At 66.8% G+C, this 26,951-nt stretch carries 25 protein-coding genes and 1 pseudogene; 11 read left to right on the forward strand and 15 right to left on the reverse strand.

Annotation, left to right across the window (positions count from 1 at the left end; all coding sequences use genetic code 11):
* Window positions 1-246: pseudogene (locus tag IAQ70_RS20190) on the reverse strand (transposase); the annotation flags it as partial.
* A 372-nt stretch (window positions 247-618) separates the two neighbouring features.
* Complete coding sequence (locus tag IAQ70_RS20195) at window positions 619-2,085, reverse strand: amidase family protein (RefSeq protein WP_190991614.1); 1,467 nt, start codon at window positions 2,083-2,085, stop codon at window positions 619-621.
* A gap of 1,355 nt (window positions 2,086-3,440) precedes the next feature.
* On the opposite strand from IAQ70_RS20195, the gene IAQ70_RS20200 reads away from it, so the two are divergent.
* Window positions 3,441-3,743 (forward strand): DUF4193 domain-containing protein, encoded by a 303-nt coding sequence (locus IAQ70_RS20200; RefSeq protein ID WP_190991703.1) that lies wholly within the window; start codon window positions 3,441-3,443, stop codon window positions 3,741-3,743.
* Window positions 3,744-3,881: 138 nt separating this feature from the next.
* On the opposite strand, the gene IAQ70_RS20205 is transcribed toward IAQ70_RS20200, so the two are convergent.
* Window positions 3,882-4,217, reverse strand: a complete 336-nt coding sequence (locus tag IAQ70_RS20205) for a hypothetical protein (RefSeq protein WP_190991616.1) — start codon at window positions 4,215-4,217, stop codon at window positions 3,882-3,884.
* A 17-nt stretch (window positions 4,218-4,234) separates the two neighbouring features.
* On the reverse strand, window positions 4,235-4,927 hold the full coding sequence (locus IAQ70_RS20210; RefSeq protein WP_190991618.1) for a GntR family transcriptional regulator: 693 nt from the start codon (window positions 4,925-4,927) through the stop codon (window positions 4,235-4,237).
* Between the two features lie 106 nt (window positions 4,928-5,033).
* On the opposite strand from IAQ70_RS20210, the gene IAQ70_RS20215 reads away from it, so the two are divergent.
* The 4 genes from IAQ70_RS20215 to IAQ70_RS20230 all read left to right on the forward strand — a co-directional run bounded on the left by IAQ70_RS20215 (window position 5,034) and on the right by IAQ70_RS20230 (window position 10,729).
* A complete protein-coding gene (locus IAQ70_RS20215; protein WP_190991620.1) occupies window positions 5,034-5,792 on the forward strand; it encodes a LamB/YcsF family protein in 759 nt (252 codons plus the stop codon).
* Between the two features lie 69 nt (window positions 5,793-5,861).
* Window positions 5,862-7,214, forward strand: coding sequence for an MFS transporter (locus IAQ70_RS20220; protein ID WP_190991622.1), 1,353 nt, complete (start codon window positions 5,862-5,864; stop codon window positions 7,212-7,214).
* 19 nt (window positions 7,215-7,233) lie between these two features.
* A complete protein-coding gene (locus tag IAQ70_RS20225; protein WP_190991624.1) occupies window positions 7,234-8,946 on the forward strand; it encodes a 5-oxoprolinase subunit B/C family protein in 1,713 nt (570 codons plus the stop codon).
* A gap of 7 nt (window positions 8,947-8,953) precedes the next feature.
* Window positions 8,954-10,729, forward strand: a complete 1,776-nt coding sequence (locus IAQ70_RS20230; RefSeq protein ID WP_190991626.1) for an acetyl/propionyl/methylcrotonyl-CoA carboxylase subunit alpha — start codon at window positions 8,954-8,956, stop codon at window positions 10,727-10,729.
* Window positions 10,730-10,812: 83 nt separating this feature from the next.
* Here IAQ70_RS20230 and IAQ70_RS20235 read toward each other — a convergent pair whose 3' ends face one another.
* Complete coding sequence (locus IAQ70_RS20235; RefSeq protein WP_190991629.1) at window positions 10,813-11,034, reverse strand: hypothetical protein; 222 nt, start codon at window positions 11,032-11,034, stop codon at window positions 10,813-10,815.
* A 229-nt stretch (window positions 11,035-11,263) separates the two neighbouring features.
* Between IAQ70_RS20235 and IAQ70_RS20240 the strand changes: the two genes are divergently transcribed.
* A complete protein-coding gene (locus IAQ70_RS20240) occupies window positions 11,264-11,974 on the forward strand; it encodes an HD domain-containing protein (protein ID WP_190991631.1) in 711 nt (236 codons plus the stop codon).
* 47 nt (window positions 11,975-12,021) lie between these two features.
* On the forward strand, window positions 12,022-12,816 hold the full coding sequence (locus tag IAQ70_RS20245; protein WP_190991633.1) for an IclR family transcriptional regulator: 795 nt from the start codon (window positions 12,022-12,024) through the stop codon (window positions 12,814-12,816).
* 68 nt (window positions 12,817-12,884) lie between these two features.
* On the opposite strand, the gene IAQ70_RS20250 is transcribed toward IAQ70_RS20245, so the two are convergent.
* The 9 genes from IAQ70_RS20250 to IAQ70_RS20285 form a co-directional block, all read right to left on the reverse strand.
* Entirely contained in the window at window positions 12,885-13,943 is a 1,059-nt protein-coding gene (locus IAQ70_RS20250; RefSeq protein ID WP_190991635.1) for an NAD(P)-dependent alcohol dehydrogenase, read from the reverse strand.
* 196 nt (window positions 13,944-14,139) lie between these two features.
* Complete coding sequence (locus IAQ70_RS20255; RefSeq protein WP_190991637.1) at window positions 14,140-15,030, reverse strand: helix-turn-helix transcriptional regulator; 891 nt, start codon at window positions 15,028-15,030, stop codon at window positions 14,140-14,142.
* 159 nt (window positions 15,031-15,189) lie between these two features.
* Window positions 15,190-15,537 (reverse strand): DUF202 domain-containing protein, encoded by a 348-nt coding sequence (locus IAQ70_RS20260; protein WP_190991639.1) that lies wholly within the window; start codon window positions 15,535-15,537, stop codon window positions 15,190-15,192.
* Between the two features lie 3 nt (window positions 15,538-15,540).
* Window positions 15,541-15,939: a YidH family protein gene (locus IAQ70_RS20265; RefSeq protein ID WP_190991641.1), complete on the reverse strand. Its 399-nt coding sequence runs from the start codon at window positions 15,937-15,939 to the stop codon at window positions 15,541-15,543.
* Between the two features lie 100 nt (window positions 15,940-16,039).
* Window positions 16,040-17,464 (reverse strand): MFS transporter, encoded by a 1,425-nt coding sequence (locus tag IAQ70_RS20270; RefSeq protein WP_190991643.1) that lies wholly within the window; start codon window positions 17,462-17,464, stop codon window positions 16,040-16,042.
* A gap of 77 nt (window positions 17,465-17,541) precedes the next feature.
* Window positions 17,542-18,294, reverse strand: a complete 753-nt coding sequence (locus IAQ70_RS22915; protein ID WP_223860448.1) for an MFS transporter — start codon at window positions 18,292-18,294, stop codon at window positions 17,542-17,544.
* Window positions 18,295-18,312: 18 nt separating this feature from the next.
* Entirely contained in the window at window positions 18,313-18,828 is a 516-nt protein-coding gene (locus IAQ70_RS22920; RefSeq protein WP_223860449.1) for an MFS transporter, read from the reverse strand.
* Window positions 18,829-18,877: 49 nt separating this feature from the next.
* The gene (locus IAQ70_RS20280; RefSeq protein WP_190991645.1) at window positions 18,878-19,804 is read right to left on the reverse strand and encodes an MBL fold metallo-hydrolase; all 927 of its coding nucleotides are present in this window, start codon (window positions 19,802-19,804) and stop codon (window positions 18,878-18,880) included.
* A gap of 27 nt (window positions 19,805-19,831) precedes the next feature.
* Complete coding sequence (locus IAQ70_RS20285) at window positions 19,832-21,211, reverse strand: aldehyde dehydrogenase family protein (RefSeq protein ID WP_190991647.1); 1,380 nt, start codon at window positions 21,209-21,211, stop codon at window positions 19,832-19,834.
* A gap of 156 nt (window positions 21,212-21,367) precedes the next feature.
* Here IAQ70_RS20285 and IAQ70_RS20290 point away from each other — a divergent pair, with 156 nt between their 5' ends.
* The 4 genes from IAQ70_RS20290 (at window position 21,368) to IAQ70_RS20305 (ending at window position 25,534) form a co-directional block, all read left to right on the forward strand.
* The gene (locus IAQ70_RS20290) at window positions 21,368-22,168 is read left to right on the forward strand and encodes an SDR family oxidoreductase (RefSeq protein WP_190991649.1); all 801 of its coding nucleotides are present in this window, start codon (window positions 21,368-21,370) and stop codon (window positions 22,166-22,168) included.
* A 150-nt stretch (window positions 22,169-22,318) separates the two neighbouring features.
* Window positions 22,319-23,158, forward strand: coding sequence for an IclR family transcriptional regulator (locus tag IAQ70_RS20295; protein WP_190991651.1), 840 nt, complete (start codon window positions 22,319-22,321; stop codon window positions 23,156-23,158).
* A 164-nt stretch (window positions 23,159-23,322) separates the two neighbouring features.
* On the forward strand, window positions 23,323-24,288 hold the full coding sequence (locus IAQ70_RS20300) for a PDR/VanB family oxidoreductase (RefSeq protein WP_190991653.1): 966 nt from the start codon (window positions 23,323-23,325) through the stop codon (window positions 24,286-24,288).
* 46 nt (window positions 24,289-24,334) lie between these two features.
* Entirely contained in the window at window positions 24,335-25,534 is a 1,200-nt protein-coding gene (locus IAQ70_RS20305) for a cytochrome P450 (protein ID WP_190991655.1), read from the forward strand.
* 43 nt (window positions 25,535-25,577) lie between these two features.
* Here IAQ70_RS20305 and IAQ70_RS20310 read toward each other — a convergent pair whose 3' ends face one another.
* Window positions 25,578-26,786 (reverse strand): MFS transporter, encoded by a 1,209-nt coding sequence (locus IAQ70_RS20310; RefSeq protein WP_223860450.1) that lies wholly within the window; start codon window positions 26,784-26,786, stop codon window positions 25,578-25,580.
* Between the last annotated feature and the right edge of the window lie 165 nt (window positions 26,787-26,951).

The following is a 26,951-nucleotide window of genomic DNA, read 5'->3' on the forward strand; positions in this document are numbered from 1 at the left end:
CTAGGCTGCGAGGGTCTGGGCCCGGTATTGCACCGGGCTCAGGCCCTTGAGTTTTGTGGAGATTCTTTCGGTGTTGTACCAGTGGATGTACTCGTCCAATGCTGCTGCCAGGGCGTTGGTGCTGAGGAACCGGACGTGGTGGAAGAGCTCCTCCTTGAGATGTCCGAAGAAGTTCTCCATGACTGCGTTGTCATAGCAGTTGCCCTTGCGGGACATCGACTGGGCGGCGCCGGCATCGCTGAGAAGGACCAGCCATGAGGCGTGCTGGAGGCACACTGGACCAGACCTCAGCGATGCGATCAACCATGATCCCAAACGCTTCATTCGCAGCGCGTGCGATCGCAACAGCTGTGAACTACCCCCGGTGAACACGAGCTAAGCGCAAAGGCGAGAGCGGTACTTGGGCAGACGCTAGCCCCGCCACGCACGCTGCGCATCCGTCCCGCTTGAACCCCGTCAAGAGGGGGCACCAGGCGCTGTCTCTACCGCCAATACTGCACCATGAAACGCGGGCAAGCCAGAGATTAAGATCGGCGGACCTAGCCGCTACCAACCGACTTCAGCCTGGCGAGCCGGGCCCGGCAGGTTTGGCCGGCCCGGTCGCGCAGCTGGGCTCCCTTAGCGAGGGTCGATGGGCGTGAACGTTCCGGCGCGTGCTTCGATGACGGTGGCGGCGTCGAGCAGGGTGTTTTCGTCGAACCGCCGTCCGAGAAGCTGCACCCCGGCGGGTAGTCCGTTGGCCAGCCCGGTGGGTACGGACATGGCCGGGAATCCGAGGAGGGGGATCGCCATCATGGACGCCTGCGCAGCCATGAGCCGGCGCATGCTCTCCACGCTGGCGATGTCTGCGTCCTGCTCAAAGGCCTGTTCGGCCGAGACGGGCAAGAGGATCAGGGGGTGGGATTCGAGGATGGCACCGAGTTGGCGGATGAGTGTGCCCCGGCGGGCGTATCCCGCGATGAACTGTTCCAGGGTCGGCTTTTCGCCCCACCAGTCGGCAGCTACGGCGTAGTAGTGCTCCGCTGCTTTTTGCATCCCCGCGTCCCCGACCTCGTTGACCAGCGGCATCGCGAGGCGGAACTCTTCCATGCACAGCAGGTACCAGAGCCGGTAGGCCTCTGCCAGGACGGACAGTTCGATCTCCTCGACTACGTAGCCGACGCCGCTTAGGTATCCGGCGGCCTGGTCCAGGGAAGCACTCACTGCGGCAGTGGGTGCGGCAGGACCAAAGTCGCGGACAAGTCCGACACGGAGTGGGCGCACGGGCCGGGCGGCTGCGTGTGCGCCCGGGACGAAGGCGGGGTCCCGCGGGCTGAAGTCATTGAGCGCACTCATGGTGAGCCGAACATCGGCAACGGTGCGGGCCAGGGGTCCCTGAACGAGCATGCTCTGCACCGACAGGGACGCGTCGACGTCGTCAGGGTGGTAGGTCTGGGCAACCCGCCCCACGGTGGGCCGCAGCCCCACGACGCCGCAGGCGTAGGCGGGGTAGCGTACCGACCCGCCAATGTCGTTGCCGCCGGCGATGGGGACCATGCCGGAGGCGACGGCGGAACTCGCCCCGCCACTGGAGCCGCCTGGGGTGCGGGAGGAGTCCCACGGGTTGAGGGTGCGTCCGTGCAGGTCGTTGTTGGTGAACCAGCGGTAGGCGAAGGCGGGGGAGTTGCTCCGGCCCATGAGCACGGCCCCGGCGCGGCGCAGGCTGGCCACGTGGGGGCTGTCCTCGTTCGCCATGGCGTCCTTAAAGGCGGAGATGCCTTGCGTGGTGGCGTAGCCGGCCTGGTCCGAGTTCACCTTGATGGACACCGGGACGCCGTGGAGTGGCCCGAGTTCCTCGCCGGCCGCCCGCCGCCGGTCAGCTTCATCAGCCATCGCCAGCGCCTCCTCAGGCCGCACCTCGACAAGGGCGTTGAGTTCCGGGTTGACCTCCTCGATCCGCCCCAGGCAGCTTTGCACCACCTCGCGGCTGGAGACGATTCCCGTGGCCACAGCACCGGCCATTTCGGTCGCGCTCCAGCGCCACAGCTGGTCGGTGGCATCGACGCCGGGAGACCATGTGGTCAGCGTGGGATCCGTAGTGGTCATGGTGAATCTCCTTGAATTGGAGCGTATTGTCGGGCGAATGAATGTCCGATCGCGCTGGAGAACGCTCGACTGGCGGCTTCCGGTCGGAAGGTCGTCCCCAGTGCGCACGTGGGCATATCCTCCGGCTGACGCATCCTCACGTCATCGCCGGTGGATCCAGTGAACCAGTGACCTGCCTCACGAGGCAATACATAATCCAGACAAAGAATTAGCGCATCCATACGCTCGGACTATCAATCAACGGCTCGCACGCCAAAGGCTTCAGGTGGCTCGAAAGACTCCCGTCCTAAAGGTGGGGGGGATTGCTGGTGGAGTGACAGTCGGGGCGACATTGACCAAGCCAAGAAGGAAGGAGATGACAGACTCCGGCAGTGACAGCCTTCCGGGCTTGATGACCCGCCGTCATCGTGTGATGGCAGGACGCAGGCGGATACTGTCTGCACGTTCCAAAAGGGGGAGCGGCGCCAGCATCAACTGCGAATGGGCCGTTAGCGCGGTCAACGGGATACGTCGTCATCGAGCTCGAGACCGGCAAGATGCCCGAAACGCCGGAAAATTCAACTTCTACGTCACCCTCGTCGACAAACGCACTTTGGCGCGACCGCAACAACGAAACCATCGGCATCCTCATCAGCGGCACTCTAGGCCGCCTCGGCTTGCCGTGACAGTCACGGAGCCGCGGGAGGGGCGTGGCCGCGCCGGCGAATAGGTAAGCACATTCTGGGTTTCCGGAGCTGCTCCAGGCCGCCTGTTAGGCACGCTCACCCTACCTATTTTGCGAGGCCGCTAATGAAGATTCCGGCAAGCTAGGGGTGGGGGTGGTGGGCCACACCCGGTTATTTTCGCTTCCGCCGGCCCGACCGTCGCCGGTCCCCCGGTTCTTCACACTCCTGGCCCGGAAGCCACTGCAGGGCCTCCGGAATCTCGCCGTCGACCGTCCGCAGCGGTGCGAACGGATCACGCGGTGTGAACCGGTGCAGTTGCGCGTCTTCCCAGCCAAATGCTGCCTGCAGGACCTGATGTACCTGCTTCAGAGCCAGGGGTGCCCCGGATTTCCAACTGGCGCCCAACAGCTGGCCCGCTGTTGACGAGTTCCACGCGAACCGTCAGGACAACTTCCCTTTAATCGATGCTCGCGGCCGCAAACGTTCCCACGCCGTCCATACCCTCAAGCCGGTTGCCGTACCCGAAGGACGCCGGCGCGACGTGCCGGCTACCAGTCCCCACACTGACCGGGACGGAGTGCAGTGGCCCTCATCCAGTTCCCTCGACGCGGGAACAAGGGCACGATGGCGTACGTTGCAGTCTCGTCAGAAAGAACACCGCCGAAAACGTCAGAAATGAGAATCAAGAAAGTGGCAACCGATTACGACGAAGTCCGCTCCGACGTCAAGGAATCCCAGGACCGCTCGCTCGAGGCACTGCAATCTGCGAATGCCCCGGACGCCCGCAGCGTCGTCACTGAACTGGACGAAGCCGACGCACTCGACGAGGGCCTCACCCCTGGTGGAGAGATCGTCGCCGAAGAGCTCATCGTTCAGGTCATTCCGCAGGCGGCGGACGAGTTCACCTGCTATTCCTGCTTCCTGGTCCGACACCGGTCCCAGCTCGCGCGCCAAAGCAACGGCCATTCGTACTGCCTCGAGTGTGAGGGGTAGTCATCTCTCCGCCAGGACGCCGTGGTTGCGGGACAAGGCCCCGGGCTTTGCATGACACCGGTGCTCCTCTTTTAAGGAGCACCATGTAGTCGTTGAATGGGACTGAGCCAGTCTTCAGGGGGTTTGGTCCCGTGGAACTTAAGCCCGGCACGCCTCCGTCAGCGCGTCGACTGACCCGGCCGGCACTTGGTCGCCCGCTTCGGCGATCTCGCCCAGCGGCGTCGTAATTTCCGCGGGCACCCCGGCGGCGTCGGCAGCGGAGACGAGTCCGCCCAGCAGTGCCTTGTCCTGGATGCTGACGAGCCCGTCCTCCACCACGGCGCAGACCTGCTTGCGGACCTCGTCGGTGGCGGCGGTGGCTACCTTGGAAGCGGCATCGTTCGCGGCGTTTTCGGCCGCTTCCTGCACCGAACCACAGCCAGCAATAAGGAGAAGCAGGGGGACGGCGGACAGGGCGACAAGGCGGCGTTTCATCGGTCCAGCCTACCGGCTCACTCTGTGCCGGATTCCCCGTGCACGTCGGCCAGCTTGTCCTCCGAGCGGTCCAGGTAGGCCGAAAGGAGGTCCGCCGCGCGGTCCAGTTCGCCGGCTTCCAAGGCCTCACAGATCGCCTCATTGTCCGGCAGGTAGTGCTGGTAGAAATATGCATCCGCGGTGGCTTTGTGGAAGAACAGGCGCATCTCGGCCAGCACCTGGGCCATGATGGTGTTCAGCCTCGGGCTTCCGGCCATGGCAACGATGGCGCCGTGGAAATGCTGGTTGGCGGTGCCCCCCGCTTCATCGTCCCCAGCTACCGCCGCGCGCTTGCCTTCCTCGACGGCGGCCCGGACCGCGGCCACGTCCTCCGGGCTGCCGCCGCCCCGCAGGGCGCTGACCTCGATGGCACGGCGCACTGTATATACGTCGTGGATGTCCCCTGCGCCCAGGCTGGCCACAAAGACGCCCCGGTTGGGGTGGCGGACCACCAGCCGTTCGCTGGCGAGTTCGGCAAAGGCCTCGCGCACCGTGTTCCGGGAAACGCCCAGGTCCTCGGCGATGGTGGATTCGGTGAGGCGCGCGCCGGGAAGCAAAGCGCCCTCGGCGAGCTGCAGGCGAAGTTCAGAAGCCACCCGCTCCGCCACAGAGGGGACCGCCACCCGAAGGCGGCCTGCGGCGGTGCGGACGGCGGGATCTGTTGAAGCCATACCCGAGAATTTACACGATCGTCACATCGTTGAATCGAAGGATTGTTGAACAATCGCTAAATTTAGTGCATTCTAGTAGGACCACTCAATGAGACGGGGATCACAAATGACAACCATCGACCTGAACAGCGACGTCGGCGAGTCCTTCGGACGCTGGACCCTGGGTGACGACGCGGCGATGTTTGCCTCCGTTTCCAGCGCGAACGTGGCCTGCGGCTTCCATGCCGGCGATCCGAGCGTCATCCGCCGGACCTGCCGGGACGCCGCGGCCGCGGGAGTCGTCATCGGCGCGCACGTGGGCTACCGCGACCTGGCGGGCTTTGGCCGCCGGTTCCTGGACATCAGCCCCACCGAACTGGCCGACGACGTCGTCTACCAGATCGGGGCGCTGCAGGCTCTCGCGTCGGTCGAGGGAGCGCGGGTCCAGTACGTGAAGCCGCACGGCGGCCTCTACAACGCGATCGTCACGCACACCGCCCAGGCCCAGGCCGTCGTCGACGCCGTGAAATCCGTTGACCCCGGCCTGCCGATCATGGGCCTGCCCGGCTCGGAAGTCCTGCGTCTCGCGGAGAAAGCCGGCCTGCGGGCGGTTACCGAAGCGTTCGCGGACCGCGCCTACAATCCGGACGGCACGCTGGTGTCGCGAACCCTCAAGGGCGCAGTCCTTGAGGACCCCGCCCAGGTGGCGGAGCATGTATTAAGGATGGTCACTGACTCGGCCGTCCGCACAATTGATGGTTCCGTCCTGAAGATCCGCGCAGAAAGCATCTGCGTGCATGGTGACTCACCGGGGGCCGTAGCAATGGCCACTGCAGTGAAGTCCGCTCTCAGCGACGCCGGTGTCAGCATCGGCTCGTTCGTTTAGCAGTTCCGCCCAGCCCCATTCCCCGGCCCATCCAGGCCCCCGCACCATCCCCATCCTTCGGAGGAACCCATGACCAGCACCCACAAGGCCGCAAAGACGGCGGCGAGGAAGCCACCGGCCGGCGCGCTGAAGGCGTACGTCGCCAGCCTCACCGGCACCTCGCTCGAGTACTACGACTTCGCCATCTACTCGGTGGCCTCGGCCCTTGTCTTCCCCAAGATCTTCTTCCCCTCCAACGACGAGTTCGTGGGGCTCCTCCTGTCCTTCTCAGCCTTCGCTGTGGGCTACCTCGCCCGCCCGATCGGCGGCGTCATCTTCGGCCGCCTGGGCGACAAAATAGGCCGCAAATACGTCCTGGTCTTCACCCTGGTGCTGATCGGCGTCGCAACCGTCCTCATCGGTGCGCTGCCCGACTACTCCGTGATCGGCGTCGCGGCCCCCGTCATCCTGGTGCTCCTGCGCCTGGCCCAGGGCATCGGCGTCGGCGGCGAATGGGGCGGCGCGGTACTGTTGTCCAGCGAATTCGGCGACCCGAACAAGCGCGGTTTCTGGTCCTCCGCTGCCCAGATCGGCCCGCCTGCCGGCAACCTGATGGCCAACGGCGTCCTGGCCGTCCTGGCAGCCTCGCTGAGCACCGAAGCGTTCCTCTCCTGGGGCTGGCGCGTAGCCTTCCTGGCCTCCGCCCTGCTGGTGGTCTTCGGCCTGATCATCCGCCTCAAGCTTGAGGAAACCCCGGTCTTCAAGGCCATCGCGGCCCACGGCAGCCAGCCGAAGGCCCCCATCAAGGAAGTCTTCACCACCGAGCCCCGCGCGCTGGTCGCAGCCGCCCTGTCCCGCGTCTGCCCGGACGTTCTCTATTCGCTGTTCACCGTGTTTGTGGCCGTCTACGCCACCAAGGAACTGGGTATGACCACCGGCAATGTGCTGGCCGCCATCCTTGTCGGCTCCGCATTCCAGCTCTTCCTGATCCCCGCCGCCGGCGCCCTCACCGACCGCTTCAACCGCCGCTGGGTCTACGGCATTGCCGCCGCCGCAACCGCTATCTACATTCCGCTGTTCTTCCTGATGATCGCGGGAAAATCCGTGGTGATGCTGACCATCGGCGTGGTGATCGGCCTGGCCCTGCACGCCTTTATGTACGGTCCGCAGGCGGCCTTCATCACCGAGCAGTTCCCGGCCCGGCTCCGCTACGCCGGCAGCTCGCTGGCCTACACCCTGGCCGGCGTCATCGGCGGCGCCGTTGCCCCGCTGATCTTCACCGCCCTTTACGGCGCGGCGTCCGGCGGCTGGTACCTGATCGCAGGCTACATCGCGCTGACAGCCGTCATCACCATCGTGGGCATGCGCCTGGGCCGCGACCCGCAGCCGGAAGCTGACCTCCGCCTGCTCCACAACGACAACGTCCAGGGCAGCCCCGCCTGAGCGGCGCGGCCTGATCCCCATGGAAACAGTCAGTAACCCCGCCACGTCGGCCCGCGTGCTCGCCGTCCGGCCGGTAGGCACGACGGCGGTGCTCGCCGAACTCTCCGGGCTCCACGACGTGCTGGCACTGCAGGCCCTCCTGCTGGAGCAGCCGCTGCCCGGCCAGGTCGACGTCCTGGCCGCCGCCGAAACGGTGATGGTCAGGGCGGATTCGCCCGCCTCCGCGCGCCGGATGGCTTCGCTGCTGCTGGGGCTGGACCTGACGGTCCAGCCCCATGCGGAGGGGAAGCTGGTCACCATCGATACCGTGTACGACGGCGAGGACCTCGCCGAAGTAGGGCGCCTCACCGGCCTGGGGGCAGAGGGAGTGGTGGCCGCCCATACCGGGCAGGTCTGGACGGTTGCGTTCGGCGGCTTCGCGCCGGGTTTCGGCTACATGGTGGGGGAGAACCAGGCGTTGGAAGTCCCGCGCCGGAGTTCACCGCGGACCGCCGTCCCTGCGGGTTCCGTGGCGCTGGCCGGCAATTACTCGGCCGTGTACCCGCGGAAGTCCCCGGGCGGCTGGCAGCTGATCGGCCGCACCGCCGCCCACATGTGGGACCTCGGCCGCGAGCAGCCTGCGCTGGCCGCGCCGGGGGACCGGGTGCAGTTCCGTGCTGTGCGGGAGTTCCTGGAAGTTGCCGAGGCCGAGGATGCTCGTTCCGACGCGCTGGCTGCTACCGATGCTGAGAATAAGTCCGGGCTGCGGATCCTCTCGCCCGGACTCCAGAGCCTGATCCAGGACCTGGGCCGCCCCGGCCACGCCGGGCTCGGTGTGTCCTCAGCCGGAGCACTGGACCGTGGCTCCCTCCGCCGCGCGAACCGGATCGTCGGCAACCAGCCGTCGGCCGCCGTCGTCGAATCTGTTGCCGGCGGGCTGCGCGTGCAGGCTGTGGGCGACCAGGTTCTGGCAGTGACGGGTGCGCCGTCGGCACTGACTGTTGTGACGCCGTCGAACGTTCCCGACGGCGACGGCGACACCGACGACGACGATGGCCAGTCCGGGCAGCTGCGGGAGGTGCCCATGGCAACCGCGTTTGCCCTGCTGGACGGTGAGGTCCTGACCATCGGCGCGCCCGGGCGCGGCTTCCGCAGCTACCTGGCCATCCGCGGCGGCGCGGGAGCCGACGCGGTTCTGGGCAGCCGGTCCACGGACACCATGTCCGGAATCGGGCCTGCGCCACTGGCCGCCGGTCAGCTGTTGGCCGCGGGCGTGGCCACGTCCTCGAACGTGGTGGGCAATCCCGAGCTGCAGCCGGACTTCCCGGATGCCGGCGTAACGGTTCTGGACATCGTGCCCGGACCCCGCGATGACTGGTTTGACGCCGCCGCACTGGAATCACTCTGCGCCCAGGACTGGCTGGTGACGCCCCGCTCGAACCGCGTGGGCATGCGCCTGGCCGGAGAGCCGCTGAGCCGGAGCCGGGAGGGAGAGCTGGCCAGTGAGGGGACCATGGCCGGGGCGCTCCAGATCCCGCCGGAAGGCCAGCCCGTGCTGTTCCTGGCCGACCATCCCATCACGGGCGGCTACCCGGTGATCGGCGTGGTGGTGGACCACCAGCTGGATCTCGCTGCCCAGATTCCCATCGGCGGCTCCATCCGGTTCCGCTGGGCGCCCGGGTTCGGGCTGCCCGCCAATTCTTCCCCCGATTCCCCCGGCATTCCCCAGCCAAACGATTCCCAGACAAAGTGAGCAACTGATGCGTAAGGTCCTGATCGCCAACCGCGGAGAAATCGCCGTCCGCATCGCCCGCGCCTGCGAGGACGCCGGCCTGGATTCCGTGGCCGTATACGCGGATGTGGATGCCGACGCCATGCACGTTTCCGCCGCCAGCGAGGCGTACAGCCTGGGCGGCAACGCGCCGTCGGAAACCTACCTCGATATCGCCAACCTCCTGCGCGTGGCCGCGGAATCCGGCGCGGACGCTGTGCACCCCGGCTACGGCTTCCTGTCCGAGAACGCCGGCTTCGCCCAGGCAGTCCTGGACGCCGGGCTCACCTGGATCGGCCCTAGCCCCGAGGCCATCCGGCAGCTGGGCAACAAGATCACCGCGCGTGAAATCGCCGTCCGCGCCGGCGCCCCTTTGGTCGCCGGCAGCGAGGGTCCCGTGGCCTCGGCCGCAGAGGCCCGCGAATTCGCGGAAGAGCACGGCCTGCCGATCGCCATCAAAGCGGCCTTCGGCGGGGGAGGCCGCGGGCTGAAAGTGGTCCGGGAGATGGACCAGATTGAGGAGTCCTTCGATTCGGCAGTCCGCGAAGCGGTGGTGGCCTTTGGCCGCGGCGAGTGCTTTGTGGAGCGGTACCTGGACCGTCCCCGGCACGTGGAGGCGCAGGTCCTGGCGGACCAGCACGGCAACGTGGTGGTGGTGGGAACGCGCGACTGCTCGCTGCAGCGCCGGCACCAGAAGCTGGTGGAGGAGGCGCCCGCGCCCTTCCTGACCGATGAGCAGACCCGGCAGATTTACGACGCCGCCAAGGCAGTCTGCCGCGAAGCCTCCTACGCGGGAGCCGGGACGGTGGAATTCCTGGTGGCGGCCGACGGCACCGTCGCGTTCCTCGAGGTGAACACCCGTCTGCAGGTGGAGCACCCCATCACGGAGGAGACCACCGGCGTGGACCTGGTCCAGGAGCAGTTCCGGATCGCCGCGGGCGAGCCGCTGCGGCTGACATCTGATCCTGCACCGCGAGGCCATTCGTTCGAATTCCGGCTCAATGCGGAGGATGTGGGCCGGGGCTTCCTGCCGTCGCCCGGGATCGTCGCCACGTTCAGCGGGCCGACCGGCCCGGGCATCCGGCTGGACTCCGGGGTCCGCTCCGGATCCATTGTGGCGCCGCAGTTTGATTCGCTGCTGGCGAAGCTGATTGTGACCGGCACCGACCGGCAGCAGGCTCTTCGCCGGGCCCGCCGTGCCCTCGCGGAAATGGAGATCACGGGCGTGGCCACCGTCCTGCCTTTCCACCGCGCCGTGGTCCAGGCGCCGGACTTCACGTCCGAAACCGCATTGGGGATCCACACACGCTGGATTGAGACGGACTTCGCCGGTTCCATCGCGGCGGATCCGGAGTTCGGCACGTCCGTTCCGGACGGTGTGCGGCGCACCATCACCGTTGACGTCGATGGCCGGCGCCTCGCCGTCGGGCTTCCCGCTGCGCTGTTGGACGGCTGGGCCCGCTCCGGCGCCGGCGTTCCTGCGGGCATTTCGCGTGCCGGGGATTCCCTCGCAGGAGGGTACGACGGTGATGCTGCGGCAGGTGCCGCCGACCCCGGTGAGCTGCGCGCGGACATGGCCGGGACCGTGGTGAAGTGGCTGGTCGAGCCGGGCGCCGAAGTGTCCGCCGGGGATCCCGTCGTTGTGCTTGAAGCGATGAAGATGGAAACCCAGGTTGCCGCCCACCGCGGCGGGACCCTGAGCGGGATCAGGGCCGAGGCCGGCGGTGTTGTCGGCGCGGGCGCCGTGCTGGCGCTGATCGAATAGCCGGGTTTCCCCGCGGTGCCGCCCACAGGAAAGTCCGGCCGGAAACATGGTCCGGCCGGACTCCTGCTGGTTCTTTGAAAGCCTTAGTCGGTGTGGTTCGACAAGGCCACGAGGACGCCTGCCACTGCAAAGTATTTGTTGCTGCCGAGGTCGCGGACGGTCTTGATGCCCAGTCCGGCGAGAAGTTCAGCGTGCTTTTCCGTCAGGCCGGCCAGCGCAGACGGCGGGGCGTCAAGTATTTCCTTCAGGCTCTTGCCCTCGTAGTCCTTGTCGAGTTTCTTGCCTAGCTCAATTGAAACGGCCATGATCATCCTTTGCTCGAACGAACCTTACAGTCGACTATCCGTGGGCTGCATTGCCTCGGATTGCTATGGCGCCCCGAGTGCCCTGGCGCCATAGTGGCTACGCTATCCCAGGCGTAGGCGCCCGTGGAGCCTTTCGGAGCGATTTTTATAACCGGCGCGGCGCTCAGACGGCTTCCGCTCAGTGGGAGCTTGGGTTGCCACCGCGCCCTCGACGGAACAAGGTTGCAGCATGACGAAGCTGCAGGCCACGGACAACCACTTTGGACAGGATGTCTCCGCGAGTATCGAGGCGGAGCCTGACGGCGTAATTGCCCTGGATCCCGATCTCGCCGCCCTGTGGGAATTCGCGGCCCCGTTGCTTCGTGTGCGCAACAATGACGCCCACACTCTCTACGCCTTCGGGCTGGCCAGCGCACTGCTGGACGCGCACCCCGAAGCGGATGCCGCCGTCGTGCTTCCCGCGATCATGCTGCACGACATCGGCTGGTCCCAGGTGCCGCCCTCGGAGGTGCTCTCGGCGATCGCACCCGGCGGCGGCAGGCCGGACCTCGTGTTGCTGCATGAGAAGGAGGGTGCCCGGCTGGCCGCAGAAATCCTCGCGGAATGCAGCTACGACGCGCTGAAGATCCCCGCGGTTCTGGAGATTATCGACGGCCACGACTCTCGCCGCGAGGCGCTCTCCATCGAGGACGCGATCGTCAAGGACGCGGACAAAACCTGGCGGCTCAGCCCGCACGGCATCGACACGGTGATGGACTGGTTCGGCTTGGACCGGGGGCAGGCGCTGCGGCTGTGCAGCCAGCGCGTGCACAGCCACCTGTTCACGGCCGAGGCAAAAGCTATGGCGCGGGCGCTGTCCGCTCTGGAATCGGTGACGGAGTGGCCGCAGCGCCAACGGCTGCTCAACGCGGGCGGGGACGAAAGCCTGACACGCATCTAGACTCGAATCCGGACACTGACAGGCGCGTCCGGAACGAGGAGGTCACCATGGCAGGCGGCAGCCGCGAGCCCGGACGCACCGTGACGTCCAAGGTGCTGGCTATCCTGGAGGCTTTTGAGAGCTCCCGCGGCGCCCTGAGCCTGACGGACATTGCCGAGAAATCCGGGTTGCCGCTCAGCACGACGCACCGGCTGGTCAACGAACTGACCGACTGGGGTTTTCTCTCGCGCGAGCCAAACGGCCGCTACCAGCTGGGCATCCGGCTGTGGGAGCTCGCCCAGAACACCGGACGCCAGCTGCGGGACGCTGCCCAACCGTACATTCAGGACCTGTTCTCCTTAACCGGTGAGACCGCGCACCTGGCGGTCCGGGCCGGGCACGAAGTCCTCTACATTGACCGGGTCTACGGTTCGAAACGTGTTCCCCGGGCCTCCCGCGTGGGAGGCCGCCTGCCGATGCATGCCACCGCCGTCGGGAAGGTCATCCTCGCGTTCGAGGACGACTGGGTCCGCGACGCCTACCTGAACCGGGACCTCGAACGGCCTACAGCGCACACCCACATTGACCCCCGGAAGTTCGCCGAGGAGCTGGGCCAGATCCGGGCCCAGGGTTACGCCACCACCCTGGAGGAGGTGCGGCTCGGTTCGTGTTCCATCGCCGTCCCGGTGTTTCATACGGGCAGGATCGGCGCCGGTCTCGGGCTGGTGCTGCCGACGTCGCACGCTTCGACCATGACCCGGCACCTTCCCGTCCTCAAGGGCATCTCCGCCCAGATCGAGCGGGCCACCGCACGGATCCCGCTGGAGACGCTGATCGGCGTGCACCGGAAGGGTAAGGACTGAGCGTTTAGTACCGGGAAACAACAAGGCAGCCCCCGGACTACGGTCCGGGGGCTGCCTTGTTTTAACTGTTAACGCGTGGGTACCTGCGAGAGCGTCGAGGTGTCGATCACGAAGCGGTAGCGGACATCCGATGCGAGAACGCGCTCGTAGGCGTCGTTGATCTTCCCGGCCGGGATGACCTCGATCTCGGCGCCGAGGTTGTGCTCGGCGCAGAAGTCGAGCATCTCCTGGGTCTCACGGATGCCGCCGATCATGGAGCCGGCGAAGGAGCGGCGGCCGCCGATGAGGGCGAACGCGTTCACGGGGAGCGGCTCGGCCGGTGCGCCGACGTTGACCAGGGCACCGTCGAGGGACAGCAGCTGGAGGTAGGAGCTGATGTCGATCGATGCGCTGACGGTGTTGATGATCAGGTCGAAACTGCCGGCGAGGTCCGTGAAGGTGGTCTCGTCGCTGGTGGCGTAGTAGTGCTCCGCGCCCAGCTTCAGGCCGTCTTCCTGCTTTTTGAGCGACTGCGAGAGCACGGTAACCTCCGCGCCCATGGCGTGGGCGAGCTTGACGGCCATGTGGCCGAGTCCCCCGAGGCCGACGACGGCGACCTTCTTCCCGGGACCTGCGCCCCAGTGCCGCAAGGGGGAGTACGTGGTGATGCCGGCGCACAAAAGGGGAGCGGCGGCGTCGAGCTCTATGCCTTCGGGGATGGTGACCACGAAGTCTTCGGTGACGACGACGTGGGTGGAGTAGCCGCCCTGGGTGATGGTGCCGTCGCGGTCCACGGCGCCGTAGGTGCCGGTGTTGCCCTTGAGGCAGTACTGTTCCTCGCCTGCCTGGCAGTTGACGCAGTCGCCGCAGGAGTTGACCATGCAGCCGACGCCCACGCGGTCACCGACGGAGTGCTTGGTGACGGCGGCGCCGACCTCGGTGACGATGCCGGCGATCTCGTGGCCGGGAACCAGCGGGTACTGCTGGGGTCCCCAGTCGCCGCGGACCGTGTGGATGTCCGAATGGCAGATGCCGGCGAACTTGATCTCGATCAGCACATCGTGGGGGCCGACGTCGCGGCGTTCGATGGTGGTGGGGATGAGGTCTCCGTCAGCGGACGGGGCGGCGTAGGCGTTAGCGGTGAGCAATATTTCTCCTAAAAAGAGGGAGTAGGCAGCTTTGTTGTGGAGCTGACTGGCAAGGTTCCTGGCCACGGGGATGGATGGCATCCCTTTCGGGCACTGTTCCATCAAAGCGCATCACGCGAATCTGAGGGAGACTCTGCCTTGAGGGGTACTGCCAGGGCCTCCCTGGGAATCTTGCCGTTGTGCGCTTTTGGCGCCTTTACCGGGTACGAGCGTCTGGTTGGGCGGTTTGCAGTATGTTTTCCGTGGCAGCCCAGGAGGCGAGGAGCTTAAGGGCTTCCTCTGAGGGGCTGTCCGGCACGGCGGGATAGACGGTGAGCGTGTGGCCGGGGTCCTCGTCCAGTTCCAGCACTTGGTAGTCCAGTTCGAGTAGGCCGACTACGGGGTGCCGGAACAGCTTGGTGCCGGAGTAGTGGCGCCGCACGTTGTGTGCTGCCCAGCGGGTGCGGAAGTCGTCGCTGCGCATGGAGAGTTCGCCCACGAGTTCGGCGATGCCTTTGTCGTGCGGGTTGCGGCCCGCTTCGCGGCGGAGGATGGCCACGTTGGCGCTGGCCGCGCTGTTCCAATCGGTATAGAAGTTGTGCGACCGCGGGTCCAGGAAGATGAACCGCGAGTGGTTGGCCGGCCGCGCCGGACCGCGGTACATGTCGGCGTACAGGGCGTAGCCCAGGGTGTTGGCGGCGACGATGTCCAGCCGGTTGTTTCCGATGAACGCCGGTGCGCCGGTGATGGCGTCCAGCAGGTGCTGCAGCACGGGGCGCACGCCTGTTGCTGTGGCGCTCGCCGGACTGCGCTTGCGGCCTGAAGTGATGGCCGTGCGTGCCAGGTCGTACAGGTGATCGTGTTCCGCGCGGTCGAGTTCGAGTGCACGGGCGATCGCATCGAGGACGCTGTCCGAGACGCCCGCGAGGTTTCCGCGTTCCAGGCGCGTGTAGTACTCCACGCTTACCCCCGCCAGACGGGCCACTTCTTCCCGCCGCAAGCCCGGCACCCGGCGCCGGCCGCCGTACTGCTCGAGACCGGCCTGCTCCGGGGTGATGCGCGCGCGGCGTGAGGACAGGAACTGCCGTACCTCTGCTCGGTTATCCATACGGATTACGTTACGGCGAATTTTGAGTGGGGTGGGAGGTTCTGTTGGGGCCTGTTTGGGCGGCTTGATCAGCCACGGAACACGATGGATGCAGTAGTGCAGTTGTTGGACAAACGGAAGGACGATGTCGAATTCAGGTTTGCCTGCCTAACCTCAAGGTCATTGCTCCACGGGGATGAGCAAAACGGTGCAGATTCCCAGGCCCGCAAGGATGATGACGCTGGCCGCGACGGCGGCGATCGAAGCGACGTCGGGTGTCATTGCTTCATGTTTAACGCCGTTGATGGCGCGGTGAAATCTCCGCTTGCGGGTGAGGTTGATAGCTACGGCCGTAACGACGGAGGCCGCCACAAGCGTGCCCGCGAACCAGCCATGATGGGGCATCCAGCGAAGGAAGACGGCGGCTGCGACCGTCAGCGACAGGGTGGTGCGCCCCCAGGCCATGTCCGTGCGTTCCGGCTGGAGTCCGGGGTCGCCATGGATGGGTATGTCAGGTGGCGGCGGCATGGATTAGGCGGGGCGGACGAGGACGAAGACCGCCATGATGGCGGCGACGAGGCCCCCGCCGATTGCCAGGACCGGGGCGATCCAGGGCAGCGGCAGCGGGTCTTTGCGGCGCATGGAGCGTTCGACATTGAGCCAGCGGAAGAATGAGCCCCCGCCGATAAGGAGGGCGAGGACCAGCAGCAGGACGGCAACCGTCTTGCGCAGTTCGGGGGCGAAAAGATCGGCCATGAAGGCTTCCACGGCGACACCACCGGCAAGCAGTGCCAACGAGGTACGGATCCAGGCCAGGAACGTGCGTTCGTTGGCCAGGGTAAACCGCGGGTCCGGCTCGGTGCCGCCACGCAGGAGGCGGCCGGAGAAGCCGGTTCGTCCACCGCCGCCATGGGATGTGAGGTCCTGCAAGAATGGTTCCTTCCACGTCGTTCGTGTGTTTTTGCAGCTCAGGCCTGAGCGGAGGCCGCAGTTTGCTGCCTCCGCTGGCTGCTTTCCAAGCCGTAAGGCGTTAGGCCTTAGTGACTGCCGCTAATGGTGCGGCCTCAGCTCCGGCGGCAGGGGCGGGTGCCTTGAGTGAGAAGCCGGCGGCTAGGTCCAGGCCGAGCCGACGGCGGTCCCGCTGCTGGTTGACGAACACCAGGGCCAGGACGCCGAACGTCAGCATGAGTCCTCCGGCCAGGGCGAAAGCCGCACGGTAGCCGTCTGCGGGGGTGGCTGCTCCGCCGATCAGGAATCCGGACACTGCCGGTGCGAACACGCCGCCTGTGGTGAGGACGGCGTTTGCGATGGAGAGGTTAGCGCCTCGCTGGCCAATGGTGGTCAGTTCTGCCACGACCAGGTAGGTGATGGCGAAGAGTGCCGGTGCGGTGCCGAAGCCGAAGACCATGAGGGCGATTGACAGGATGGGGGAGGTGGTCATCGTTGCCCCAACAAGGCAGGCACCGGCGAAGGTTCCGGCGGCGCCGAGTACCCAGCCGCGGGCCTTTCTGGTGGGAACACCCCTGAGGTGCAGGCGCTGGGTCAGGGCGCTCAGGCCCACAGTGGCAATAGTGCCCCAGGCCGCGGGCAGGGCGATCATGGTGCCGGCCTGCTGTCCGCTGAAGCCGAGGACGTTCTGGAAGTAGGCCGGGCCCCAGGACATGGCCAGGGTGAAGGTCCAGTAGCCGAAGAAGGACGCCAGGACCGCGAAGATCCAGCTGGGGGACAGGATGGTGCGCCAGTAGCGGACCTTGGCTTCGGCCACTACAGGTGCCTCTTCCGGGGCGATGCCGTCAAGTTCCTGTTCAGCCTTCCGGCTGGTGTAGGGGCCTTCTTTGCCCACGATGAACCAGAAGATGGACCAGACCAGTCCCACAATGGCCAGCACCGCGAAGGCGGTCTGCCAGCCGAATTGACCGATGACCCAGGCCAAAACCGGAGCGAACGCCACAATGCCCAAGGTCACACCGGAAGACGCCAGCGCGGCAGGGGTGGCACCCTTCTTTGCGGGGAACCACTTGTAGATGCCGTGCATCAGGACCGGTGCGAGCGGGCCCTCGCCGGCACCGAGCAGCAGGCGGCTGGCCCAGAGCGCGGGCAGCGAGGCGAACAGCAGGATGGGGACCTGCGCCACGGACCACAGCAGGCAAAGGACCAGCAGGATCCACTTGCTGGATACCTTGTTGGCGATGGGGGCAGCAACGATCTGGGCCACGCCGAAGGTCAGGAACATGGCACTGCCGACCAGGCCAAACTGTTCGGGCGTGATGCCCAGCTGTTTCATCAGGGGGACGGCCGCGATGCCCAGGACTGCTTTATCCGCCCAGCTGAGCATCATCAGGAAAAGCAGGCTGAACGTCATGAACCAGCCGTAGCGGTTGCGCTTGGCCCGGGACCAGGTCCGGGGATCGCGGGAGGTCTCGGAGCCCGGCGTCATGTGGGGAGTTTCAGACACGGTTTGCCCAATCGTTGAAGGGGAGTCTTTGCCGGTTTCGCCGGCGTTTCCTCGACTCTAAGCTCGTGTGACCGGCCTTACATTTGAGCTTTCCGTTGGGCGGAAAGCCACTTTGGGGAGCGTCGCACACTGCCAACGCTCCCGCCGTCGGCCCGTCCCAGGAACACCAGCAGGGCCATCCCCGCAGTGCTCAATCCACATGTCAGCCACCAGGTGGTGCCCCAGCCGCCGGTGGTGGTGGCGAGAAAGGCGAACAACATCGGCCCCAGGAAGTTTCCCACATTGAAGATCTGCTGCGTCAGGCCCAGCACGGCGGTGACAGAACCGTCTGCGGGTGCGATGCGTACCGAGTAACTGGTCACCGCGGCAGGGATGAGGCCCCCGACCGCGGAAAACACCGCGATGAGGGCAAACTGGAAAAGCATGCCGCTTCCGATGCTTTCCCAGCCGACGGCGAACGTGGCCACGGATGCGGCGGACATCGACAGGAAGGTCCAAAAGATAATCTTCCGCTCGGACAGGCCGCGCTGGATCAGCGGTCCGGCGCTGAGGGCCCCGATGGCGTTCACACCTCCGACCACGGCGCTGAGGATGCCCGGCCACGGACCGTCGAGCCCGGCTGACCGGTAGATTGACGGCAGGAACCCGAGGACCGCCATCCACTGCGCCGTGTAGCAGGCGAACACTACCCCGATGATCCAGGGCCTGCGGGTGGCAACGGTACGGCCCACCCTGCGGAGTGCGGAACGGAGCCCCGCGTCGGCGGGGGCCACGTCCTTCGGCACCCGGCGGAGCAGCAGCGGCACCGGGAGCAGCGTGAGAATGGCCATGACCAACCACCATTCGCGTCAGCCGGCGGCCTGCAGGAACAAGGCACCCGCTGACAGGCCGATCAGCGTGGCCGTTCCCTGGAACGTGGCCCAGCTTGCCAGGGCAACGTTCAACCGTTGGGGCGGGGCCACTTTGCGGATGAGGGCAGGGGCGACGACGACGGCCAGCAGGAATCCGACGCCCTCCAGAGTGCGTGCGGCCATGAGCCATTCGGTGCTGGGTGCTACCGCGCCGAGGGCGGAGGCGGCACTGAGCAGCACGAGTCCGGAGATGAGGAGCCGGCGCAGGCCGGCCATTTCACCGCCCACGGCCGTGGCCAGGCCGCCTACCACGCTGGCCAGTTGGATGATGCCGAGCAGCAGCCCGGCCTGGATCAGGGAGGTGCCGAGATCTGCCTGGATGCCGGCCAGGGCGGCCGGAAGTTTCCAGATGTGCATGGCCGCCGCGATGCCTGCGGCGAGGACGGCAAGCCAGGCCCCGTCCGTCGTCGCCTTCTTGTCATCGAGTGGCGTGGTGTGCGACGGCAGTGCCAAGAGTGTGGTCCTTGCAGCAGGGTGACAGGTTCCCGGGATCAGGGCGCTCTCAGGCGGGCGCCAGGACGGGGCTGCCGATGCGGAAGCGCTGGCCGCTGACGGCTACGTCTACCGGGCCATCGAAGGTTGAGGCGGCACGGCCGCGCCACCACTGCGGCTCTGCACGGCCGGCAAGGTGGGAGAGAACCAGACGGCCCACGCCGGCGGCGGCGGCAACCCGGCCGGCTCCCTCCGGCGTGGTGTGTGCGATCTGCTGGTGGTTCAGGAACTCCGGCGCAAATCCCTTGCCCGCGTAGAAGTCCAGGTTGACGGCTTCGTGTACCAGGACGTCCGCTCCGTCGGCGAGCACCGCCATGGCCTCGCATTCGGCCGTGTCGCCGGAGAACACCACGGTGCCGGCGTCGGTCTCGAAGCGGAACGCGAGTGCAGGCCGTACGGGCGGGTGCTCCACCAGGATGCCGGTGACCTTGACCCTGTCATCCTCGTAGACGTCAAAGGGGCGGGCCGCTTCCGGGGACTTGTGCGCGGGTGTTGTCAGGTCCACGGTGCGCACCAGGGACGCCAGGTCCGGGCGCGCCTCATCATGGACGCGGATGTCGATGTCGTAGGAGAAGGCTTTCAGCGAGTGGGACACCAGCTCGGCGGTGCCGGACAGCCCGTTGCCGCCGGCGCGGGTGGCATCCTTGCCCGGGCCAACAATGGAAACGGGGCCGGTGAACCCCTCCACCGGGTTTCCCCAGTTCCAGAGCAGGAAGCCCGGAAGTTCCACCACGTGGTCCGAGTGCAGGTGGGTGACAAAGCCTGCCACAAAGTCCTTGCCGCGGAGCCCTGCCTCATGGGCGGCGCGGGAGCAGCCGAGGCCGAAATCCACCATGTAGAAGGCGTCGCCCACCACCAGTGCGCTGGAGATGCCGTTTTCCGGCCCGCGGATGGCCGGGCCGGCGGCGGTGCCAAGGGTGATCAGTTCGACGCTCACAGGAAAGTCCTTTGCAGAGTTGTGGGGTCAGGAGTGCGGGCGGGCATTGATGACGCGGGTTTCCAGGTATTCCTCCAGCCCCCAGCGGCCGCGCTCACGGCCCACGCCGGATGCTTTCCACCCGCCGAACGGGGCGTCCGGTTCCACCAGGGTGTGCTGGTTGACCCAGACCGTTCCGGCCTCGATGCGCGATGCGGTGGCGTAGGCCCGCTCCTGGTCCGGGCTCCAGACGGAGGCGCCCAGGCCGAACTCGCCGGCGTTCAGGCCGGCGATGGTTTCATCGAGGTTGTCGTAGGCCACGATGGGCAGGGCCGCGCCGAACTGTTCCTGTTCCACCAGGTCCATGCCCGGTTCGGCATCGATCACCACAGTGGGGGAGAGGAAATAGCCTGGCAGATCGCAGCCGGCGCCGCCGCCGGAGAGGATGCGGGCACCGGCGCCCACGGCGGAGTCAACCAGGCCGCGGACCAGTTTGAGCTGGGATTCGTTGTGCATCGGTCCCATGGTGGTGCCCTCCGCGATGCCGTGCCCCAGCACGTGGCGGGCGGCCTCGGCGGCAATGGCCTCGGCCAGTTCGGCACTGCGGCTGCGCGGGACGTATACACGCTTGACCGCCATGCAGACCTGGCCGGCGTTGCGGAAGGCGCTGCCCACAATGCCGCGGGCGGTGACGGCGATGTCGGCGTCGTCCAGGACAATGGCGGGATCGTTTCCGCCGAGCTCCATGGTGACGCGTTTGACGGTGGAGGCAGCCTGCTGGGCGATGGAGATGCCCACCTCCGTGGAGCCGGTGAAAGAGATCTTCCGGATGCCGGGCGACGTGCTCAGGGCAACGTTCACTGTCCGCCTGGAACTGGTCCGGGCCTGCAGCACTCCGGCCGGGAGGACCTCGTTGAGCAGATTCACCAGCGCAATGGTGGACAGGGGCGTGGACGGCGAGGGCTTGGCGATCACGGTGCAGCCGGCCACCAGGGCCGGGGCAAGCTTTACACAGAGCAGGGAGATGGGGAAGTTCCACGGAGTGATGGTGCCGACGATGCCCACGGGCCGGTACTGGACTTCCAAATTGCGGTCGGCCCGCGGGGTGAGCTGCTGGGCTTCGTCCCACCCGAGGTCCGCGTAGTATTCGAAAAGGTTTGCGGCCACCGAGAACTCACCGGCGGCGTCGGCCTTGGGCTTGCCCTGTTCCCGGGAGAGAAGCGTGGCCAGCGCAGCCAGATCGCGGCGGATCAGTGCCGCACCTGCACGCAGGGCACTGCGGCGTGCTTCCCGGTCCGCGGCCCAGGCGGCGGAGGCGGCACGGGCGGCGGCAACGGCGAGCTCAACATCCTGCGCGGTGTTCTCCGGAGCGTGTCCGACGAGCTCAAGGGTGGCCGGGTCATGGACCTCGTACTGGGCTGCCGTCATGGTTTTCCTTTCGGCCGGGAGGGAATTCTTATCCAGTGTCATGGCACCGGTCACATCCGTGGGCGGGCTTTCCGTCCAACGGAAAGTGCACCGCGGTCACGGGGCACCGCTTGCCACTATGGAGTGAAGCACGTCACGCACTAACGAGGAGTCTGCATGTCCCACGAGCAACTGCCCATCGTACTCACCGGGGTTTCCTCCGGCATCGGGGCCCGGACGGCCCGGATCCTCGCCGGCCGCGGGGTGCCGCTGATCGGCATTGACCGCAACCCGCCAGCGGATTTCAGCGGCACATTCGTCCAGGCGGATCTCTCCAGCCAGGCCGGCATCCATGCTGCCGCAGCAGCAGTCGCGGCCGCGGCGCCGAACGGTATCGCCGGCCTGGCGAATATCGCCGGGGTGCCCGGCACCGCGCCGTGGCGGACCGTGCTGGCCGTCAACGTCTTCGGTGTCCGCGGGCTGGTCCGGGCGCTTGCCCCCATGCTCGGCGAGGGTGCCGCCGTGGTGAACCTCGCCTCCAGCGTTGCGGTGAACTGGCGCGAGGTAAAAGCAAAATGTTCCGCCTTCGCGCTCGCGGACGATCAGGCCGCCGCACTGGACTCGCTCGCTGGCGATGACGAGGTAACCGGCGAGTCCTACCTCTTCTCCAAGCAGTGCGTCCGGGTTCTCACCGAGCACCTGGCCGCCGAGCTGCTGCCGCAGCGGATCCGCGTCAACAGCGTCAGCCCCGGACCGGTGGCCACCCCCATCCTCGAGGACTTCAAAAAAGACCACGGCCGCGACAAGGTGGAGGGCGCCGGTGCCCTGCTGGGCCGCTTCGGCGATCCTGACGACATCGCTCCCGTAATCGACTTCCTGCTCCGCCCCGAATCGGGCTGGGTGAACGGCTCCGATATCCGCGTGGACGGCGGCCTCGGTGCATACCGGGGCTCCGGCCTCGCCTCTGTGCCCCGCTAAGCTTCTTCATCGCGCGGCGGCTGCATCAATGGACGACGCCGGCGCCTCACCTTTCGCGCTAGGGGGCGCCGGCGTCGGGCCTTAAAATGGCAGGATGCGGCACCGCGCCAACGACGGCCCCCCGCTCTCCAGCGTTCAGAAGGGTGACTCATGGCAAACGCTGCCCCGGCAGGCCGGAGCGCCCGCCGCCCGGGTACGACGGCCGCGCCGAAGCTTCCGGACGCGGCCGGCGGTGCGGCGACCCACCAGCCGGCCAGCGTCACCTCGCGCGCCCTCGCCCTGCTGGGCACCTTCGATACCGAGCATTCCGTCCAAAGCCTCAGCTCCATGGCCCGGCGGGCAGGATTGCCGGTGGCCACCGCGCACCGCCTTGCCGGTGATCTGGTGGCCTGGGGCGGACTGGAAAAGCTGAACGGCGAATACCGGGTGGGCCACCGGATCTGGCGGCTGGGCCTGCTGGCCCCGGCGCAGCAGAACATCGCCGAGGTGGCGGCGCCGTTTATGCAGGACGTTCTTTTTGTCACCCACAACGTGGTGAATCTGTTCATTTTGGACGGGGAGGAGGTCCTGCTGGTGGAGCGGATGTCCGGCACGGGGGCGGGCCAGCCCTTCCGCCGGGTGGGTGCACGCCTGCCGCTGCACGCGAGTGCCGCGGGCAAAATCATGCTCGCCTATGGTGCCAAGGACCTGTTTTCCACCGCGGTCCAGCGGCTGGAGCCGCATACGCCCCGGACCATTACCCATCCCGCGCTGCTGGCCGCCGAGATCGAGCGGGTCCGCGCCAACGGCTACGCCACCACTGAGGAGGAAGCCGGGCCGGACAACTATGGCCTGGCTGTCCCGGTGTTCCTGCCGAACAAGCAGGTGGTGGCAGCGCTGGGCATCGTGACCCGGGGCCGCCCGGCCCCGGTGGGCAGCGTGGTTCCCGTGCTCAACATCGCCGCACGCGGGATCGCCCGCCGACTGGGTGTGGAGCATTTGCCGCAGTAGATCCTGGCTGCGCCCGCAGTTGACGTCCGGATCTTTCCGTTGGATGGAATGACGTCCACGGTATGTGGTGCGAAACACCTAACCTCAAGTAAGCCCTAAAAGCGGCCGGACCTCCGGCCGAAGCCTGCATGGCAGGCACACCGTTCCACAGGAAGTGAAGACCCATGAGTGCATCTGCAGGAGCCACCATCGACGCCGTGGTCGATCAGGTGGACGTCGTGGCGGACCAGGTGGTGTCACTGGTGCTGCGGCGGACGGACGGCCGGCAGTTCCAGCCCTGGCAGCCGGGCGCACACATTGATGTCCACGTAGGGGACGGCCTGGTGCGCCAGTACTCCCTGTGCTCCTCACCGGAGGAGCTGGACCACCTGCGGATCGGTGTCCTGCACGTCCCGGATTCCCGCGGCGGATCCAAAGCGGTCCACGCCCTGCTGGCCGGGACGCCGCTGACCATCTCCGAGCCGCGCAACAACTTTCCGATGCGTGAGTCGCGGCGTTACCTCTTCCTCGCAGGCGGCATTGGCATCACTCCGCTGATTCCCATGCTCGAGGCGGCCCACGCTGCCGGCAAGGAATGGACTCTGGTTTATGGCGGCCGAAGCCGGAACACCATGGCCTTCGCGCAGCAGCTGGAGGACCGGTACGGTCCGGAGCGTATCCGCATCATTGCCGAGGACGAGGTTGGCCGCCTGGACCTGGACCAGATCCTTGGCATGCCCCGGGCGCACATGCTGGTCTACGCGTGCGGCCCCGGCGGGCTGCTCGGCGCCGTTGAAGAACGCTGCATGGGGTGGCCCCCCGGCGCCCTGCACACCGAACGCTTCGTGGCATCCACCCTGGGTGCCGCAGCGGCCAACGCACCGTTCGAAGTGGAGCTGGCCCGGACCGGGACCACTGTCACCGTCCCCAACGACAAGACCATCCTCGAAGCCGTGGAGGAGGTGGGCGTGCGCGTCCTGTCCTCCTGCCGTGGCGGTCTGTGCGGCACGTGCGAAACCCAAATCATTTCGGGTGAGCCGGAGCACCGCGACGCAGTGTTGTCGGAAGAGGACCGTGAAGCCGGGGAAGTGATGCTGGTGTGCGTTTCCCGCGCCGCTGCCGGTTGCCCGCGGCTCGTCCTGGACCTCTAGTCCGCCACCTATCCGCCCAAGTTTTTCCTCACCAGGAGTGTTTCCCATGACCGTTACCACCCATGAAGCCAACGTATTGGGCGAGGACCCGTTCGAGACGGCGAACCTCCTGGATCCGTACCCCTTCCTGGGGCGGCTCCGCGATGCCGGCGCCGTCTCCTACCTGGAAAGCACCGGCAGCTACGCCGTGGCCGGCTATCAGGAGGTCTATGAGGTGCTGACGGACTTCGAAACCTACATCTCCTCCGGTGGCCTGGGCCCCCGGGACATCCGCAAGGACTCGGGCTGGCGCCCGCCCAGCATCCTCGAATCGGATCCGCCCATCCACACCGTGATGCGCCGGGCGCTCACCGGCGTGATCAATCCCAGCACCGTCCGCGCCCTTCGCGAGCCGTTCACGCCACCGGCCGCGGAGCTGACGGAGCAGCTGGCGCAGCGTAAGACGTTCGACGCCATCACGGACCTCGCCGAAAAGTACCCCCTGCGTGTCTTCCCGGACGCGGTGGGGATTCCCGACGTCGGACGTGAACATCTGCTGCCGTACGGCAACATGGTGTTCAACGCCTTCGGCCCGGAGAACTACATCTTCAAGCAGGCTTTCGCCCAGGGTGACGAACACGCTGCCGCGGTGATGCGGAACTGCCAGCGTGAAAACCTGGACGACACCGGCTTCGGCGCCCAGATCTGGAAGCGCGTGGAGGACGGCCTCATCACGGAGCAGCAGGCCACACTGCTGGTCCGGGCCCTGCTGTCCGCCGGCGTCGACACCACCATCTTTGGCATCGGCAATACACTCTCGGTCTTGGCGCGCTACCCGGAGGCCTGGGCCCAGCTGCGTGAGAACCCCAAGATGGCCAAATTCGCCGTCGACGAGGCGCTGCGCCTGGAATCGCCGTTCCAGAAGTTCCACCGGACCGTTGCCGTGGACACCGTCCTGGGCGGAGTTCACCTGCCGGCGGGCGCCAAGGTCCTGGTGTTCCTCGGAGCCGCGAACCGTGACCCGCGCAAGTGGGGCGAGAACGCGGATGACTTCGATCTCAACCGCAATGCGTCGGGCCACGTCGCGTTTGGAATGGGTCTGCACCAGTGCGTCGGGCAGCCCATCGCCAGGCTCGAAATGGAAATCGTGCTGCAGCAGCTTCTCGAGCGGGTGGCTGCCATCGAACCGGACGGCGCGCCGGTGCCGATCCTGCACAACGTGCTCCGCGGGTTCGAGTCCCTGCCGGTACGGATCACGGCGGCTTAGGTCTTTGGATTTGTTGGGTGGGGCCTGAACGTACTCATCCCTGTCAGGCCGCGCCGCTGATCACCCGGTCACGCCCGGCAAGAACACCCGTCACGGCGAGAACCGCCATGAGGCCTGCGGTGACGAGGAGCGGAAGCGTCCAGCCCCCGCTCAGGTCGCGAAGGCCGCCGAACATCACGGGCCCCACCGCAGCCAGACCGTAGCCAACAGATTGGGCCATGCCGGACAACGATGCTGCCTGCGGGTAATTGACGGTCCGGAGGCTGAACAGCGACAGGGCGATGACAATGAGGCTCCCGCACCCGATTGCCCCAAGAAGGACCCACAGCAAGACGAGGTCCGGCGCAAATGCCAGCCCCAGAAACGTGACGCACGTGAGCGCGCCGCTCGTGAAGGATACGAGCCGTTGGTCCGAACCCCGGTGGAGGATTCCCCCGGCGGCGAGGCTGGCGAACACGCTGATGAGCAGGAAGACGGACAGGTGGATGCCTGCGGTAGTGGCGGGAACCCCGCGGCTTTGTTCGATGGTGGGCAGCCATGCCATGAGGACGTAGAAGGCGATCGACTGCAGTCCCATGAAGATCGTCACCTGCCAGCCCAGGGCTGAGGCCCAGGGCGACCGGTAGGCGGCGTCCGGCCTGGCGGCGTGCGCACTGCCCAACGTGTGCCGGCGCAGCCACGGCAAAAGCACCGCCATGGCGATGAGAGCCAGTCCCACCCAGATTCCGAGGGCAAGCCGCCATCCCGCCGGGGACGTTTGTGCCACAGGGACGACGACGGCGGCCCCGATCGCGGCGAAGGCGGCCTGTGTGGCGGTGTAGCTTCCGGTGACCTGGCTGACCCTCATGGGGAAGTCCCGCTTTACGAGGGACGGCACCAGGACATTGAGAAACGCGATAGCCAGGCCGATCAGTGCGGTGCCCGCCCAGATGAAGCCGGGCACGGGCAAGGAGCGAAGCACGATGCCCGAGGCGAGGAACAGCAGGGACATCCACAGGGCCCGGTCGAGACCCAGGCGGGAAGCGAAGGCCGGCGCCACGGGTGAGAACACTGCAAAAGCAATGAGCGGAAGACCCGTGAGGAACCCTGCTGCGGCGCCGGATAACTCAAGGTCGCCGCTGATGTTCGCGAGAACCGGTCCCACGCTGACAAAGGACACCCGAAGGTTAACGGCGATGAGCAGGAGGCCGATGAAGGCGAAGCCGAACCTGACAGGGCGGTCCGGAGCGTTTCTGGTTGCAGCGGGCATCATGCGTTCTTCCATCCTTGGGAGGTAAAGCGCGTCCGTTGCGCCCATCCGGTTCCGCACTGTCAGATCAAAGCAGCCTCTGACTAGGCGTTTCATTTGCCGTCAACATACCGTATGCCGCCCCGGACCCGGGCGGGCCCGCGAGCAGGTCACTTCCGCCCAGTGGAA

Source organism: Pseudarthrobacter sulfonivorans (assembly GCF_014712225.1).
GTDB classification, from domain to species: Bacteria; Actinomycetota; Actinomycetes; order Actinomycetales; family Micrococcaceae; genus Arthrobacter; species Arthrobacter sulfonivorans.